Source organism: Roseibacterium elongatum DSM 19469 (genome assembly GCF_000590925.1).
Classification (GTDB): domain Bacteria; phylum Pseudomonadota; class Alphaproteobacteria; order Rhodobacterales; family Rhodobacteraceae; genus Roseibacterium; species Roseibacterium elongatum.
In genome coordinates this window covers 2624110-2638517 of record NZ_CP004372.1, presented here as the reverse complement: position 1 = coordinate 2638517, position 14408 = coordinate 2624110, and the positions used below count along the sequence as shown (strand labels likewise).

Genomic DNA, 14408 nt, shown 5'->3' with positions numbered 1-14408 from the left:
CTTGGGCGGCCGGCCATGGCCTGTGGGCCGCAAAGGATTTTCAACGCGGCTCAGGCGGATATTTCACATGGCCACGTCCGATTTTGCCCTGTTCATGGGGCAGCTTCTGCGCAGACCGCATCAGGTGGTCGCACTGGCCCCATCCTCGCGCTTTCTCTGCGCCGAAATGGTGGCCGAGATCGACCCGAACGCCGGCCCGGTGATCGAACTGGGTGCCGGGACCGGCAACATCACGCAGGCCATCCTCGATCGCGGCGTGGCGCCGCAGAACCTGCATTCCATCGAGATGAACCCCGACTTCTGCGCCCGATTGCGCACGCGTTTTGCCGGCCTGAACGTTTATCAGATGAGCGCGGGCGATGTCGGCACCCTGCCGGTCGAGGGCGCGCAGGCGGTGGTTTCGGGCCTGCCCCTGCTGTCGATGCCCATCGATCTGCAACGCGCCATTCTGTCGGGCACGTTTCAACGGGTCAAACCGGGGGGCAGCTATGTGCAATTCACCTATGGGCCAAAGCCACCCGTCGCACGCCCGGTGCGCGAGGATTTGCAGCTTGCTTGGCGGGTCAGCCGAAAAATCTGGTGGAACATGCCACCCGCACGGGTCTATCGCTTTACGCAACGCGCCGCAGGCGCCTGCGCCATTTGATGCCGTTGCGCTGCGACCCTGGGTCAGGCTAAACGGCATGCAACAGCATACCGGAGGGACAACATGACCGCCACTCGCCCAGAAACCCGCACCGAGTCCGACAGCTTCGGCCCGCTCGAGGTGCCCGTCGACAAATACTGGGGCGCACAGACGCAGCGCAGCCTGATGAACTTTCCCATCGGATGGGAACGGCAGCCCATTGCCATCGTCCGCGCGCTCGGCGTCATCAAGCGCGCCTGCGCCGAGGCGAACAAGGCCTCGGGCAAGCTGGACGCCAAGCTGGCCGATGCGATGATCGCCGCCGCCACCGAGGTGATCGAGGGCAAGCTCGACGGCCACTTCCCGCTGGTTGTCTGGCAGACCGGGTCCGGCACCCAGTCGAACATGAACGCGAACGAGGTGATCTCGAACCGTGCGATTGAAATCCTTGGCGGGCAGATCGGCTCGAAGGACCCGGTGCACCCGAACGATCACTGCAACATGGGCCAGTCGTCGAACGACACGTTCCCCACAGCCATGCATATCGCCGCGGCCACAACGGCGCATGAGGTGCTGATCCCCGGCCTTGAGAAACTGGCGGCGGGGCTGGAGGCCAAGTCCGCGGAGTTCAAGGACATTATCAAGATCGGCCGCACCCACACGCAGGATGCGACGCCACTGACGCTGGGGCAGGAATTCTCGGGCTATGCCAAGCAGGTGCGCAACGGGATCGAGCGGATCAAGATGGCGCTGCCCGGCATCTACGAACTGGCGCAGGGCGGCACCGCCGTGGGCACCGGGCTGAACACCTCGCCGGGCTGGGACACGACCGTCGCCAGCAACATCGCCACGATCACCGGCCTGCCCTTCGTCACCGCGCCGAACAAGTTCGAGGCGCTGGCCGCCCATGACGCGATGGTCTTCATGTCGGGTGCCATCAAGACGGCGGCCATGGCCTGCTACAAGATCGCCAATGACATGCGCTTTCTCGGCTCGGGCCCGCGCTCAGGCTTGGGCGAGTTGATCCTGCCGGAAAACGAGCCCGGTTCTTCGATCATGCCGGGCAAGGTCAACCCGACCCAGGCCGAGGCCATGACGCAGGTCTGCGCCCATGTGCTGGGCAATGACGCGGCCATCGGGTTCGCCGGGTCGCAGGGCCATTTCGAGCTGAACGTCTACAACCCGATGATGGCCTATAACCTGCTGCAGTCCATGCAGCTTCTGGGCGATGCCGCCGACAGCTTCACCGAACGGATGCTGATGGGCACCCAGGCCAATGTCGAACGTATCGACCGGCTGATGAAGGAAAGCCTGATGCTGGTCACCGCGCTGGCGCCCACCATCGGCTATGACAACGCCACCACCGTCGCCAAGACCGCGCACAAGAACGGCACCACCCTCAAGGAAGAGGCGATCCGCCTCGGCTTTGTCGATGAAGAAACCTTCGAGCGGGTCGTGCGCCCCGAAGACATGATCGGGCCCAAGTGAGCGGCAAGATCGTGAACCTGTCGCGCGCGCGCAAGACCCGCGCGCGCGACGACAAGCGGCGGCAGGCGGATGCGAATGCCGCCCGCTTCGGCCGCAACAAGGCCGAGCGCGATCTCGATCAGGCCCGCACCGGGAAAGAGGCAGCCCATCTCGACGCCCACCGGCGCGACGGGGCCGACGAGGAATGAACGCCCGCCCGCGAAAACGGTCGCTGACCCTGAAAGGGCATCGTACCAGCGTGTCTCTCGAGGATGCCTTCTGGACCGAGTTCCAACGCATCGCGGCGGCGCGCGGATCCTCGGTCAACGATCTGGCCGCCGAGGTGGACGCCGCGCGGGGGCTCAGCTCGGGCCTGGCCTCGGCGATCCGGGTGTTCGTCCTGGACGAAGTCAAGGCCGGGCGGTAACCGGGCCTTAACCCTTCTGTGGCAGGGTGGCTGCATGGAAAACCTGCCCCCGAACCATTCGCCCGAGGCCTTTCTCGCCGATGTTTTCGGCACGCGCCTTGTCCGCGATGGCAAGGTCCTGCGGCGCAGCGCGCGGGATATCGAGCGCTATTTCGGAAAAGAGGTCTTCGTCGAAGAGGTCTATCGCCGCGGCTTTCGCGCCATCGAGAATGCCGGTCAGATCATCGTCTTCTGCAACCGGGACCCCGTGCGCATCCTGCGCCCGAAGTCGGCATCGTACAGCCGCCATGACATCTAGGTGCAGAAAAACGCGAGTTTTTCTGCCTGGAAAACGGCAGTTTTCCGTACGGAAATCTCGAGATTTCCGTTTGCTATCTTGGTGCGAGTTTCAACCAGATCCCGTCCTTGGCGCGCACGGTCAGGTAGGCCACCGGAACGGGGTCCTTGCCGTCGATCCGCTCGAATCGGAACGCGCGCAGCAGCATCGCCAGAAAAAGCGGCCCTTCGACCATGGCGAAACCGGCCCCGGTACAGACCCGCGCGCCCGTCGAAAACGGGATCCACGCCTCGCGCAGGCATGTCTTGCCGTTCTCGGTCGCCCACCGGCCCGGATCGAAGCCATCGGGGTTGTCCCACACCCGCTCATGGCGATGCAGGTGCCAGGGCGACAGCACCACCTGGCTGCCGACTGGCAGGTCGCGGTCGCGGAACCGTTCCGGCCTGACGGTTTCACGCACCATCATCGGCACGGGCGGATAAAGGCGCAGCGCCTCGCGGAACACGTCCCGCGCCAGTTTCAGCCGCGACATCACTGCGAAATCCATGCCGCCCGCGAGGACCGCCTCGGCCTCGGCGGCCACCTTGTCCTGCCAATCGGGAAACAGCGCCAAAAGGTAGAGCGTCCACCCCAGAGCGCTGGCGCTGGTCTCGTGGCCGGCCAGAAAGAAGATCGCAACCTGGTCCACCATCTCTTCGGTCGTGAAGCATTCGCCGGTTTCGGGATCGCTGGTCGTCATGATCTTGGTCGCCAGATCGTCAGGCGCCGTGCCCGCCTGGATCAGGGCCATGCGCTCGGCGGTCAAGGTCTCGATCAGGCCGCGGATGGCGCGGGCGGTCCGTTTTGTTTCGGCCGCGAACCCCCGCGGCATCCAGCGCGGCAATGGCACGAAGGCCGCCGCATTCAGAATGGGCTGCGTGCGTTGATAGGCCCGGAACTGGTGAAAGGTCTCGGCGGCGACCTCGTTCTCGATCGGGATGGAAAAGAGCGTGCGAAAGATCACATCGGCCGCCGCATGACTCATCTCGGCCTCGACTTCCACCTCGCCGGTGCCCATGCGCGCCACCGCCGCCTCTCCCGCCGCCCACATGGCGGGAAACGTGTCGCGCAGCCGCCCCCCCTCGAAGGCCGGGTCGATGATCCGTCGCTGCCGCAGCCATGCCGCGCCATTGGTCAGAAAGACCGAATTGCCCAGCAAGGGGCGCAACCCTTCGCCCACGCGGTCGGACTTCGGGAAATCCATGGGCCGCGCTTTCAGCACCTCGTCCACAAGGCTGGGCTGGTTCACCAGGTAGCTGCGAAAAAAGGGGGTCCGAAACTCGGCCATCCACGCCCGGTATAGCCGCGCCGGCTGGGCCGACAGAATATCCTGTCGGAACAGCTTCAGGTATTGGCGCAACGAGACGCGATCGGGGCGTGCCGGGGGCTTCGGGGGCAGGATCATGCCTTGGGTCTTTCCTTCTGCCCCGTGTGGCGGTTGACGGCGCGTTCGATCCGACTGGCCGAGGGGGCCCGCCGCCCGAACCGTTGCCATAGCGTCAGCGGACCGGCCGTCACACGGAAGTAATCATACTCGCCCACCGCCCCGGACAGATTGTCGAAGGCGTTGAGATACTGGAAATGCAACTCGAACAGCCGCCAGCGCAGGGCGGCCCATGTCTCGGGTTTCAGGGTTTGCGTATAGGCGGCCGACAGGATCAGGGGCCAGCGTTTGCCCACGGGCGCCACACCGCTGACCGCAACCGGATCGCAGAGCGCAAAGCAGCAGCCATCGCCCGGTGCGCTGACATCGACCCAGCTCAACTCGGGCCGGGTGGACAGATAGGCCAGATCGGCGCGCAACCTGTCGGCGCGCGGCAGAAACGCGACCATCGGGACAACATGGCCAAGCGTCAGGAACGACAGGCACGGCCCCTCGTTCGGCACCCGCCCGTCGCGGATCAGATCGGCCAGGATCGACACCGCGAGATAGGCCCCCGAGGAATGGCCGACGATCAGCACTTCGTCGAGATCCCGCTTCAGGGCCTCGGCGATCCTGTCGGCCACCTCGGCCATCCGGGCCTCCTGTTCCTGCGGGAAGGCCCCGCCCAGGCGCGCGGAGAATGCATAATCATGCATCAGATACCACTCGAACAGGGCATCGCGCCGCTGACACCAGCGCAGCACAAGCCAGACCATTGCCCCCCCGCCGGTCGCCGCGATCAAGGCAAAGGCCAGCGTCACGCCGCCCCCCGTGCCGAAAAGCCCCAGACCGGTCGCGGACCAGACCAGCACCTGATACAGGCCCAGCCCCGCGACAACACCGATCACCGCCGCGATGACCAATTCGGCCAAAAGCAGCACAACCGGGTACAGCGCCGCGATCACCGGCCCCTTGCGCAAGCGCATCAGGCGAAACAACGCGCCCGAGCCGATATAGGCCCAAGCCGTGCGCAAAAGCTGTCCATAGGTCGCCAGAACACCCTGCTGCATCGATGCGCGCACGATATCGGCCCAATAGGCGACCTCGATTTCGGTCTCGACCGCGGCCCCCTCCGATCCGCGCCGAGACATGCCAGCCGAAGCGCGCGTCGCCCCGCGCCTTGCCCATGTCGATCTCGTAGCACGCCAATACGGCCTGTTTCGCGGCCTCGCGCCGATACCGCTCGCGATACTTGCGCGGCGGCACAGGATCGTATCCGGGGATGTAGATCACCCGGCGGCGGGACACGCTTGCGCGCGGTGGGTCTGGCTCGCCCCTGCACATGAGCGCATGTTTAGCGGCCAATTCCGGCACGCCTATGGCACAAATCAGCCCAGGTTACCCAAGGCCGGGAAGGTCTCGAGGAGCCAGAAGGAAAAGGCCGAAAACGCCCCCGTCATCAGAGCCACCCCCACCGAGACCAGCAGCAGGCCCATGGCCCGCTCGATCAGGCGCATATGCCGCTTCAGACGCGTCATGACCGACATCGCCTTGTCGATGAAGCCCGCGGCCAGCAGGAAGGGGATACCCAGCCCAACGGCATAGACACCCAGCAAAACCGTGCCGCGCGTGACACTCGCCTCGGTGGCGGCGATCGACAGGATGGCGCCCAGTTGCGGCCCTATACAGGGCGTCCAGCCAAAGGCAAAGGCCAACCCCAGCACATAGGCCCCAAAGGCGGACCCGCCCTGGTCACCGGCATCCAACCGGGCCTCGCGGTTCAAAAGCGGGATGGTGATGATCCCAAGGAAATGCAGGCCGAAGATGATGATGACCGCACCTGCGATCCGCGCCAGCAGCATCTGGTTCTGCAAAAAGAACTGCCCGAAAATCGACGCCGTGAACCCCAGAAAGACGAACACCGTCGACAGGCCCAGCACAAAGAACACCGCTGCCAGCAACGCCTTTCTGCGCGCCGCGCGCCGAGCCTCGGTCGCGGCGTCTTCGGCGACATCGGCCATGGTGATGCCGCTCATGTAGGCCAGATAGGGCGGCACGATGGGCAAGACGCAGGGGCTGAGGAAACTCAGCACCCCGGCGGTCAGCGCCACCAGCATCGCCGGCAAGAGCGACGCATCGAACAGGTCAATTCCGAACATGACCGAGGCATACGCCGAAATCGGGGCGGCGTCACGCCGCCACGGGTCACATTGCCGTGGACAGGGCGTCGCGCCCGGGGCTAAGCCCCGTGGCATGGATTGGGATCTTGAACTCGACGCCGAAGGGCTGAAATGCCCCTTGCCCGTACTGCGATTGCAACAGGGCTTGCGGACCCTCGCGCCCGGACAGGTGCTGCGCCTGCTGGCCACCGATCCCATGGCCGCGATCGATGTGCCGCATTTCTGCGCCGAACACGGTCACGGCTTTCTCGGGGCTGACACCGGCGGCCCCTGCCCCGCCTATCTGGTGCGCAAGGGGGCCTGAGCCGCCCCGCCCCCTCTTTATCCTTCAAATATGCCCCCGCGCGGCACGCGCGACAGCGCCGCACGGGGCTCGATGCCCCGTGCGGCGCTTGCCCCCGGCGACGGCAAAGCCGGCGCAACCCCTCAAGGGAACAGAACCATCGCCCGCGGGTCCCAGGCCAGACGCGCCGGGTCACCACGTTCCAGCACCCTGCGGCCCGGCATGTTGCGCATCGAGACCGACACTTTCGACGGCGCGCCGTGAATGAGCACGTCGTAATAGGTCATGTCGCCATAATAGACGACCTCTTCGACCACGCCCTCGGCGCTGCGCCCGCTTTCGGCGGTCTGGCCTTCGAACAGGATGGTCAGGCTTTCGGGCCGCAAGCCGATCCGTGCGGCCCCTTTGGCCGCGCCGCCGGGGCATTGGCCGGCCTCCAGCGCCGCGCGGCCCAGTCCCGCGACCTCGACCTCGGCCTTGCCGCCCGCGACATCGACAACCTCGGCGGGCAGGAAGTTCATCATCCCGATGAACTCGGCCACGCGGCGCGACTGGGGCCTGCGATAAAGCATCTCCGGGTCATCCAGCTGCGCGATCTCGCCCTCGAACATCACGGCGATGCGGTCGGACATGACCAGCGCCTCTTCCTGATCGTGGGTGACAAGGATGAAGGTGATCCCCACCTCGCGCTGCAGCTTGATCAACTCCACCTGCATCTGCTCGCGCATCTTCTTGTCCAAAGCCGAAAGCGGCTCGTCCAGCAGCAGCACCTTGGGCTTGAGGATCAGCGCGCGCGCCAGCGCCACACGCTGCCGCTGCCCGCCCGACAACGCATGCGCGGCGCGTTTGCCGAAATCGGCCAATCCCACCATCTCCAGCGCTTCGGCCACGTCGCGACGCTTTTCGCCCGGCGTCTTGCCCGACTTCCGCAAGCCGAAGGCGACGTTCTCGGCCACGCTGAGATGCGGAAAGATCGCGTAGGACTGAAACACCATGTTGGTGGGCCGCCGGTTGGGCGGTACGCCTTCCATGTTGCGCCCGCTCAACTGGATCTCCCCCGAGGAGATATCCTCGAACCCCGCGATGGCGCGCAAGAGCGTGGTCTTGCCACAGCCCGAGGGCCCCAGCAGCGAAAAGAACTCGCCCTGCCGGATCTCGGCCGAGATGCCGCGCAGCGCGTGATAATCGCCGTAATACTTGTGCACCTTGTCCAGCGTGATGATGGCGCTCGGCGGTGTCGTGTCTGTCACAGGAACCCTCCGGTGTCTTCCAGGCCCGCCCGCCGCAATCCGCGGCGGCGGAAAATCTCGGCCACCACCAGCAGCAGCACGGACAGCGCCACCAGGATCGTGCCAAGCGCCATCACCACCGGCAGACGCGCGGGAAAGCGCAATTGACCCCACAGATAGACCGGCAGCGTCGGCTCGTTGCCCGACAGGAAGAAGGCGATGATGAACTCGTCCAGCGAAATCGTGAAACAGATCAGAAGCGACGCGATGATCCCCGGCAGGACCAGCGGCAATGTCACCAGCCGAAAGGTCGAGACCGGTGTTTCGCCCAGATCGATCGCGGCCTCCTCCAGGCTTTGGTCCATATTGGCAAAACTGCCCTGCAGGATCGCGATGGAAAACGGCATGCAGAGCAGCGTGTGGCCCAGGATGATGGTCCACAGGCCCGAATCCAGCCCCAGCTGCATCAGCACCGCCAACAGCGAGATCGCCACGATCACCTCGGGCAGAACCAGGGGCAGCATGATAAAGCCGAGGATGCCCGGCTTGCCCGGAAAGCGGTAGCGCGTGGCCGCGCGCGCGGCAAACAGCCCAAGCGAGGTGGCCAGAAGCGCGACAGACACCGCGATGATCAGTGAATTCAACGTCGCCTCGTGCAGTGCCGGCGTTTCGAGAAGGGCCGCGAACCATCCCAGGGTGAAGCCCTGCAGCGGAAAGGCGATGATCGTGCCGTCGTTGAACGCAAACAGCGGCAGCAGCACGATGGGCGCATAGAGGAACGCGAGATAAAGGATCGCGTAGAGCTTCAGACCCCCGCCCCTCATCGTTTCGGCCCCGTCCAGCGGCGCGTCAGCAGGATCAACCCGATCGAGATGACCGCGACCGTGCCCATCGCCAGAACGGCCAGCGTCGCCCCCATGGGCCGATTGTTGAGGTCGAAGATCTGCGCGTAGATCATGTTGGCGATCATCGTGCCGCCCGATCCGCCCACAAGGCGTGGGGTGACGTAATCGCCCACCGTCGGGATGAACACGATCAGCGCCGCGGCCAGCACACCCGGCATGGCCAATGGCAGGGTCACGCGAAAGAAGGTCATCACATGGCTTTCGCCCAGATCGCGCGCGGCCTCCAGAAGGCTGCGGTCGATGCGTTCGAGGCTGACGAAGATCGGCAGAATGGCAAAGGGCGCAAAGGCGTGGGCCAGGGTGATGACCACCGCATTGGCGTTGTAGAGGATGAAGCCCAACGGCTCGTCGATCACCCCCAGCCCCAGCAGCGTGCCGTTCACCGGCCCGTCATAGGCCAGGATCACGCGCCACAGAAAGACGCGGATCAGGTAACTGGTCCAGAACGGAATGGTGATCAGAAACAGCCACAGCGATTTCCGGTTCGACTGAACGTGAAAGCTGATGAAATAGGCGATGGGAAAGGCCGTCACCACCGTGGCCAGCGTCACCAGCCCCGAGATGCGCAGCGACCGCAGCATCAACTCGCGATAGAGCGGGTCAGTCAGCGCCTCTTCGTAGTTGGCGAGGGTAAAATTGGTGTCGATGGTCAGAAACTGCTGGGTCCAGAAACTCAGCAGGACGATGGTGGCCAACGGGGCCGCCAGAAGCAGGAGGGTATAGACCAAGGGCGGGCTGACGATGGTCAGGCCCTTGCCCCCCTCGCTGCGCAACGCGCGCCTGAGCCGTGATTGGCTATCGCCCATGGTCTGGCCGTTCCCCTGTGCCGGAGCCCCGTCCCCGGCCCCGGTGATCGACGATGGCGGCATGCGTGCGCCGCTGCAAGGGGGCATGAACGATCACGGGGCGCGCCATGACGAAAACCGCCCGCCCCCGCGCGCCGTCAGCTCAATTCCTGCACAGTTTCGAACACCTCCAGCACGGGCGGGCCATCATACATCTCGCCCGAGGATTTCGCGCCCTTGTGCGCCCGACGGAACGCCTCGGACTTGGTCCACGCCTCGAAGGCCGCCTTGTCGCGCCACATCGTGTGGCTGGCATAGAGGCGGAACCCGTCCGCGGACTCGCCCTTCATGAGGTAGAAACTGACGAAACCGTCCACGGTCTTGAGGTGGCTGTCGCGCGACACCCACATGTCCTCGAACGCCTCTTCCGAGCCGGATTTCACACGAAAGCGGTTCATCGTCAGATACATGGCTTGGCCTCGCTGGATTTGGTCGGTCTTTCACGCAGATGGGCGGGCTTGCCCCCGCCTTGTCAAGCCCGACACCGCGCTGGCTTTGCGCGCGTGGGTTTCAACGGGTCCGGTTGATTGGGCCGCCGAGAGGCGACCCAAGGTCTTGAACGACCGCCCCCCAAGAGCCGGGGGCGCGGATTACAGCGCCGGGGCGGGTGTCACGGGATCTGCGCCTGCGGGCTTGAGCCCCTCGCCGCTGGCGGCGGTATCGGCGTCGAGGACCAAGGCCTCGTCAAAGATCTGCTTCTTGCCTTGCAGCGCCAAAAGCGCATCTGCCGGCAAGGGCGCGGCCGCGTCATGCAGCTTTGCCGCAGGATCGGGCGTCCCTGCCCCGACGGCGACCGGGCTGCCCGAGGCTGCGGCAAGCGTCGGCAGGCCGAGGGACAGGACGAGCGAAAGCACCAAGCGTGTCATGATCGGAACTCCCTGGTATGGATGTGCAAGGATCGCGCGGGGGACTGACCCGCAGATCACCGCGCGACGCCCGCGATCCGGGAGATCCGTGGCTCCCACGGAAGATCGCCTCACGAAGATGTGACGCGGTATCGGCATAAGAAAATGGGCCGCCCCGAAGGGCGACCCGTGTCGGTCCGGAAACCGGGATGATCAGCGCTTGGAGAACTGGAAGCTGCGGCGCGCCTTGCGGCGGCCGAACTTCTTGCGTTCGACCACGCGGCTGTCGCGCGTCAGGAACCCGGCCGCTTTCAGCGCACCGCGCAGCGACGGTTCGTACAGTTGCAGCGCCTTCGAGATGCCGTGCTTGACCGCGCCGGCCTGACCCGACAGGCCGCCACCCTTGACGGTGGCCATCACGTCGAACTGGTCCTCGACACCGGCGACGGTGAAGGGCTGGCGCAGGATCATCTGCAAAACGGGACGGGCAAAGTACTTGTCCATCGACTTGCCGTTCACCACGACCTTGCCCGAGCCGGGCTTGATCCAGACGCGGGCGACCGCGTCCTTGCGCTTGCCTGTGGCGTAGGAGCGGCCAAGCGCATCGCGCTGAGGCTCGCGCGGGGTTTCGTCCATGGTGACGGCGGCAGCGGCATCCGCCCCGTCCACGGCGCCTTTCAGCGCATCGAGCGAAGAGAGAGTCTCGGCCATTGTCATGCGCTCCGGGTGTTCTTGGGGTTCATCGACTTGACGTCGAGCACTTTGGGCTGCTGCGCCTCGTGCGGGTGATCGGCACCGGCATAGACGCGCAGGTTGGTCATCTGCTGGCGCGACAGCTTGCCGCCCGGCAGCATGCGCTTGACGGCCTGCATGACGACACGCTCGGGGTGGTCCCCCTCGAGGATCTGGCCGGTCGTGCGCGACTTGATCCCGCCCGGATAGCCGGTGTGCCAGTAATTCGGCTTGTTGCGCTTGTTGCCCGTCAACTGCACCTTGTCGGCGTTGATGACGATGACATTGTCGCCCATGTCCATCGAAGGCGTGAAGCTCGGCTTGTGCTTGCCGCGCAGCCGCATGGCGATGATCGAGGCGAGACGGCCGAGCACGACGCCTTCGGCGTCGATCACGATCCAGTCCTTCTCGATATCCGCCGGGGTAGCGGTGAAGGTTTTCATCGGTTTTCGTCCTTTCGGGGGCCGGTGGGCCGGCCGGAAACACACGGGACACGCACAGTTCCCACGTGCCCCTTTGGTGGATGGCGGTGTTCTAAGCATTTCCAACGCGGCGTCAAGCGCTGCAGATCAGTGAAAAATATTGATATTCAATGGTTTACGTTTGTGGTACTATTTTACCCCACAAAATACCGCGCCGAACAAGAAACACCGCCCCCTCTCGGGGACGGTGCATAACGCCGCCGATGCGCCGTTGGGCGGGGTCAGTCGCCCAGCTTGTCGCGGAAAAACAGCGACTCGACCGTGTAGACCAGGATCGACATCCCGACCGCCCCCAGGACCGCGATCCCGAGGAAGACGATGATGTCCACCGGCCCGCCGATATCTGCCAGTTGCGAGTCGGTCATGAACATCACGAACCAGATGGCAAGCACGGCACCCACCGGCATGAAGAGCTGCGCGATCAGAAAGCGCCGCATGCCCAGGTTGTGGTCGCGGATCAGCACGTAGAGATACCCGACAGTGATGATGGCGGCGACGGCCACCATGGTCCAGAACAGGCCGGGGCCGAAGACTTCTTCGAACACGGCGATCATGGTTTCCAGTGTGAGTTCTTCCATGGTTTCGGTCTCCTCAGGCCTGGCCGCGCAGCATGGCGTTGTAGGTGGCTTTCAGGGCGATTTCCTTCATCAGCCAGCTGATCCACAATTCCTCTAGCGGGGCGATGACCCCGGGGAAGGACGGCGTCAGGTTGTTGTTGTAGTCGAATTCGATCAGCATGGCGCGCCCGATGCGCGTGATCATCGGGCAAGAGGTATAGCCGCCATAGGTGGCCGTACCTTCCTGGCCCTGGATCGCCGCGACGAGATGATCCTCGACCACCGGCACCTGGAACTTGACGCTGGCCGCGGTCTTGCCCTTGGGCACGCCGGCCACATCGCCCACCGCCCAGATGTTGTCATAGCGGTTGTGACGCATGGTGTACTGGTCGCAATCCACCCAGCCCTGATCGGTCCAGCGATCGGCCCAGCTGAGGCCCGAGTCGCGGATGAACTGCGGCGCGCGCTGCGGCGGGATGATGTGGATATAGTCGTAATCCTGCTCTTCGGTGCCGTCCGGCGTGTCGAAGGTCGCGATCTTGCGCTCCGAATCGATGGCACGCAGCGTGCGCTGATAGCTGTACTCGATATCGCGATCCCCAAAGAGCATCCGCACCCGCTCGGCCACGATGGGCACGCCGAACAGGTTGGTCTGCGGCGCGGCATAGAGGATTTCGGCCGCACCGCGATTGTCGGCGCGACGCAGCCGGTCGTCGATCAGGAACGTGTGCTTCAGCGGCGCCCCGGCGCATTTCATCTCGGTCGCGGGGCGCGTGAACAGGCCCTTGCCCCCCTCTTCGACGAATTGCGCAGCGGCAGCCCAGGTGGCGGCGGCGTCTTCGGGCCCGCCATAAAGCGCCCCGATGCCGTTCGTGCCGATCATGTCACGCGAAAATCCTTCAATCGCGCCATGATCCAGGATCAGACCAGGGGCCAGCACGAGGAAATCATAGTCGACCGTTTCGCCGCCTTCGGTTTCAACGCGCTGTACCTCGGGATCGACGGCCGAAACCGCGTCCTCGATCAGGGTCACGCCATCGGGCATCCATTCAGTCGTCGTGCTGACGACGTAATCGGCGGGCTTCAGGCCCGCGGCCACCAGCGTCAGGCCGGGCTGGTAGAGGTGGCGCGCCCGCGGGTCGATCAGCGTGATCTGCGCCCCGTCGAGGCGTTCGACCAGACGGTTGACCAGCGCCGTGCCGGCGGCGCCGGCCCCGATGATGACGATGCGGGCATTGGTCGGCACCTGTTGCGCGCGCGCCTCGGCGCCGGGCAGCGTGGCGGCTGCGCCCCCTGCTGCGGCCAGCGCCAGAAAGGCGCGGCGGCTGGTTTTGAATTTTTCGGTCATACGCATGTCTCCCGTGTCCTAGGCGCGTCTCTCTCTTGGCATGCAATAGTGTGCCGAGTTAATTTCCGACTTTGACATATATCAAATGACTCGCCCCTGGCGTGAATTTGTCGCGGCACGCGCAATTTCCCTCTTGATCCGAATCCGGCGGGGCCTTAGGTGCGCCTTCACGAACCGGGACCGATCCCAACTTCGGCGACAGCCGGGGGGGCGCTAAGGACCCACCACATCACTCTACTGGTAAGAAGGGGACGCGCCATGGACCGCGCAGACCTCTTCCAACTGGGGACTGGTCTGGAGACAGGCGCCCATGCGGAAGATTCCCGCAGCCTTTCGGCTGCAAACGACATGTCTCGCGACATTTTCGACGAGACCCGCGACGATCATTTCATTCGCCGTGACGGCGCGGTGTTCGCCGGCACGCACCTGATCATCGAGGTCGAAAACGGCCACGGTCTGGATGACGAAAGCCGCATCCAGCAGGCGTTTCGCGATTGCGTCGACGAATGCGGCGCGACGCTGTTGCACATCCATACGCACAAGTTCTCGCCCCAGGGCGTGAGCGGCGTGGCGGTGCTGGCTGAAAGCCATATCTCGGTGCATACATGGCCCGAGATCGGCTATGGCGCCTTCGACGTGTTCATGTGCGGCGATGCCCAGCCGTGGCGCGCCGTCGACGTGCTCAAGCGCGCCTTCGGAACCGACACGGTGCATGTCAAGGAACTGCGCCGCGGCGAGGGCCTTGTGACCGAGACCGCGGCGGCCTGACCCGCCCCACCGCATCGACAGATCACACGGGCCGCG

At 64.9% G+C, this 14408-nt stretch carries 18 protein-coding genes and 1 pseudogene; 7 read left to right on the top strand and 12 right to left on the bottom strand.

All coding sequences use genetic code 11. From position 1 onward, the window contains the following. Positions 1-67 precede the first annotated feature (67 nt). The 5 genes from ROSELON_RS12830 (at position 68) to ROSELON_RS12810 (ending at position 2817) form a co-directional block, all read left to right on the top strand. Positions 68-646, top strand: coding sequence for a class I SAM-dependent methyltransferase (locus ROSELON_RS12830; protein WP_025312757.1), 579 nt, complete (start codon positions 68-70; stop codon positions 644-646). A 63-nt stretch (positions 647-709) separates the two neighbouring features. After that, a complete protein-coding gene (fumC, locus tag ROSELON_RS12825) occupies positions 710-2113 on the top strand; it encodes a class II fumarate hydratase (protein WP_025312756.1) in 1404 nt (467 codons plus the stop codon). After that, positions 2110-2301 carry a DUF4169 family protein gene (locus ROSELON_RS12820; RefSeq protein WP_025312755.1) on the top strand — a complete coding sequence of 64 codons (192 nt, stop codon included), beginning with the start codon at positions 2110-2112 and terminating at the stop codon, positions 2299-2301. Before fumC ends, ROSELON_RS12820 begins: the two co-directional genes overlap by 4 nt. Beyond that, on the top strand, positions 2298-2519 hold the full coding sequence (locus ROSELON_RS12815; RefSeq protein WP_025312754.1) for a ribbon-helix-helix domain-containing protein: 222 nt from the start codon (positions 2298-2300) through the stop codon (positions 2517-2519). The genes ROSELON_RS12820 and ROSELON_RS12815 overlap by 4 nt, the downstream gene beginning before the upstream one ends. A 34-nt stretch (positions 2520-2553) precedes the next feature. Further along, complete coding sequence (locus ROSELON_RS12810) at positions 2554-2817, top strand: hypothetical protein (protein ID WP_025312753.1); 264 nt, start codon at positions 2554-2556, stop codon at positions 2815-2817. Positions 2818-2890: 73 nt separating this feature from the next. On the opposite strand, the gene ROSELON_RS12805 is transcribed toward ROSELON_RS12810, so the two are convergent. The 3 genes and pseudogenes from ROSELON_RS12805 to ROSELON_RS12795 form a co-directional block, all read right to left on the bottom strand. After that, positions 2891-4240, bottom strand: a complete 1350-nt coding sequence (locus ROSELON_RS12805) for a cytochrome P450 (RefSeq protein WP_038650410.1) — start codon at positions 4238-4240, stop codon at positions 2891-2893. Then, a pseudogene (locus ROSELON_RS12800) lies at positions 4237-5542 on the bottom strand (hypothetical protein). Before ROSELON_RS12800 ends, ROSELON_RS12805 begins: the two are co-directional and overlap by 4 nt. Positions 5543-5586: 44 nt before the next feature. Further along, complete coding sequence (locus ROSELON_RS12795; protein ID WP_025312751.1) at positions 5587-6357, bottom strand: cytochrome c biogenesis CcdA family protein; 771 nt, start codon at positions 6355-6357, stop codon at positions 5587-5589. Between the two features lie 94 nt (positions 6358-6451). On the opposite strand from ROSELON_RS12795, the gene ROSELON_RS12790 reads away from it, so the two are divergent. Next, entirely contained in the window at positions 6452-6682 is a 231-nt protein-coding gene (locus ROSELON_RS12790) for a sulfurtransferase TusA family protein (protein ID WP_025312750.1), read from the top strand. Between the two features lie 122 nt (positions 6683-6804). Here ROSELON_RS12790 and ROSELON_RS12785 read toward each other — a convergent pair whose 3' ends face one another. From ROSELON_RS12785 to ROSELON_RS12745, 9 genes are all read right to left on the bottom strand, one after another. Then, on the bottom strand, positions 6805-7911 hold the full coding sequence (locus tag ROSELON_RS12785) for an ABC transporter ATP-binding protein (protein WP_038650406.1): 1107 nt from the start codon (positions 7909-7911) through the stop codon (positions 6805-6807). After that, a complete protein-coding gene (locus tag ROSELON_RS12780) occupies positions 7908-8714 on the bottom strand; it encodes an ABC transporter permease (RefSeq protein WP_025312748.1) in 807 nt (268 codons plus the stop codon). Before ROSELON_RS12780 ends, ROSELON_RS12785 begins: the two co-directional genes overlap by 4 nt. Further along, positions 8711-9601: an ABC transporter permease gene (locus ROSELON_RS12775; RefSeq protein WP_038651544.1), complete on the bottom strand. Its 891-nt coding sequence runs from the start codon at positions 9599-9601 to the stop codon at positions 8711-8713. The genes ROSELON_RS12780 and ROSELON_RS12775 overlap by 4 nt, the downstream gene beginning before the upstream one ends. 137 nt (positions 9602-9738) lie before the next feature. Next, positions 9739-10050, bottom strand: a complete 312-nt coding sequence (locus ROSELON_RS12770; RefSeq protein WP_025312746.1) for an antibiotic biosynthesis monooxygenase family protein — start codon at positions 10048-10050, stop codon at positions 9739-9741. Positions 10051-10230: 180 nt separating this feature from the next. Continuing rightward, positions 10231-10506 carry a hypothetical protein gene (locus tag ROSELON_RS12765; RefSeq protein ID WP_025312745.1) on the bottom strand — a complete coding sequence of 92 codons (276 nt, stop codon included), beginning with the start codon at positions 10504-10506 and terminating at the stop codon, positions 10231-10233. Between the two features lie 192 nt (positions 10507-10698). Beyond that, positions 10699-11196: a 30S ribosomal protein S9 gene (gene rpsI / locus ROSELON_RS12760; protein WP_025312744.1), complete on the bottom strand. Its 498-nt coding sequence runs from the start codon at positions 11194-11196 to the stop codon at positions 10699-10701. Between the two features lie 2 nt (positions 11197-11198). Continuing rightward, positions 11199-11660, bottom strand: coding sequence for a 50S ribosomal protein L13 (rplM, locus tag ROSELON_RS12755; RefSeq protein WP_025312743.1), 462 nt, complete (start codon positions 11658-11660; stop codon positions 11199-11201). A gap of 260 nt (positions 11661-11920) precedes the next feature. Beyond that, the gene (locus ROSELON_RS12750; RefSeq protein WP_025312742.1) at positions 11921-12277 is read right to left on the bottom strand and encodes a DUF5368 domain-containing protein; all 357 of its coding nucleotides are present in this window, start codon (positions 12275-12277) and stop codon (positions 11921-11923) included. A 13-nt stretch (positions 12278-12290) separates the two neighbouring features. Beyond that, complete coding sequence (locus tag ROSELON_RS12745) at positions 12291-13610, bottom strand: NAD(P)/FAD-dependent oxidoreductase (RefSeq protein ID WP_025312741.1); 1320 nt, start codon at positions 13608-13610, stop codon at positions 12291-12293. A gap of 252 nt (positions 13611-13862) precedes the next feature. On the opposite strand from ROSELON_RS12745, the gene speD reads away from it, so the two are divergent. Next, a complete protein-coding gene (gene speD / locus ROSELON_RS12740) occupies positions 13863-14372 on the top strand; it encodes an adenosylmethionine decarboxylase (RefSeq protein ID WP_025312740.1) in 510 nt (169 codons plus the stop codon). Positions 14373-14408: the final 36 nt, after the last annotated feature.

What these genes read in the sequence shown, in the direction of transcription:
- ROSELON_RS12830 (WP_025312757.1), top strand. Translation starts at nt 68, where the DNA reads ATGGCCACGTCCGATTTTGCCCTGTTCATGGGGCAGCTTCTGCGCAGA.
- fumC (WP_025312756.1), top strand. Translation starts at nt 710, where the DNA reads ATGACCGCCACTCGCCCAGAAACCCGCACCGAGTCCGACAGCTTCGGC.
- ROSELON_RS12815 (WP_025312754.1), top strand. Translation starts at nt 2,298, where the DNA reads ATGAACGCCCGCCCGCGAAAACGGTCGCTGACCCTGAAAGGGCATCGT.
- ROSELON_RS12810 (WP_025312753.1), top strand. Translation starts at nt 2,554, where the DNA reads ATGGAAAACCTGCCCCCGAACCATTCGCCCGAGGCCTTTCTCGCCGAT.
- ROSELON_RS12805 (WP_038650410.1), bottom strand. Translation starts at nt 4,240, where the DNA reads ATGATCCTGCCCCCGAAGCCCCCGGCACGCCCCGATCGCGTCTCGTTG.
- ROSELON_RS12795 (WP_025312751.1), bottom strand. Translation starts at nt 6,357, where the DNA reads ATGTTCGGAATTGACCTGTTCGATGCGTCGCTCTTGCCGGCGATGCTG.
- ROSELON_RS12790 (WP_025312750.1), top strand. Translation starts at nt 6,452, where the DNA reads ATGGATTGGGATCTTGAACTCGACGCCGAAGGGCTGAAATGCCCCTTG.
- ROSELON_RS12780 (WP_025312748.1), bottom strand. Translation starts at nt 8,714, where the DNA reads ATGAGGGGCGGGGGTCTGAAGCTCTACGCGATCCTTTATCTCGCGTTC.
- ROSELON_RS12775 (WP_038651544.1), bottom strand. Translation starts at nt 9,601, where the DNA reads ATGGGCGATAGCCAATCACGGCTCAGGCGCGCGTTGCGCAGCGAGGGG.
- ROSELON_RS12770 (WP_025312746.1), bottom strand. Translation starts at nt 10,050, where the DNA reads ATGTATCTGACGATGAACCGCTTTCGTGTGAAATCCGGCTCGGAAGAG.
- ROSELON_RS12765 (WP_025312745.1), bottom strand. Translation starts at nt 10,506, where the DNA reads ATGACACGCTTGGTGCTTTCGCTCGTCCTGTCCCTCGGCCTGCCGACG.
- rpsI (WP_025312744.1), bottom strand. Translation starts at nt 11,196, where the DNA reads ATGGCCGAGACTCTCTCTTCGCTCGATGCGCTGAAAGGCGCCGTGGAC.
- rplM (WP_025312743.1), bottom strand. Translation starts at nt 11,660, where the DNA reads ATGAAAACCTTCACCGCTACCCCGGCGGATATCGAGAAGGACTGGATC.
- ROSELON_RS12750 (WP_025312742.1), bottom strand. Translation starts at nt 12,277, where the DNA reads ATGGAAGAACTCACACTGGAAACCATGATCGCCGTGTTCGAAGAAGTC.
- ROSELON_RS12745 (WP_025312741.1), bottom strand. Translation starts at nt 13,610, where the DNA reads ATGCGTATGACCGAAAAATTCAAAACCAGCCGCCGCGCCTTTCTGGCG.
- speD (WP_025312740.1), top strand. Translation starts at nt 13,863, where the DNA reads ATGGACCGCGCAGACCTCTTCCAACTGGGGACTGGTCTGGAGACAGGC.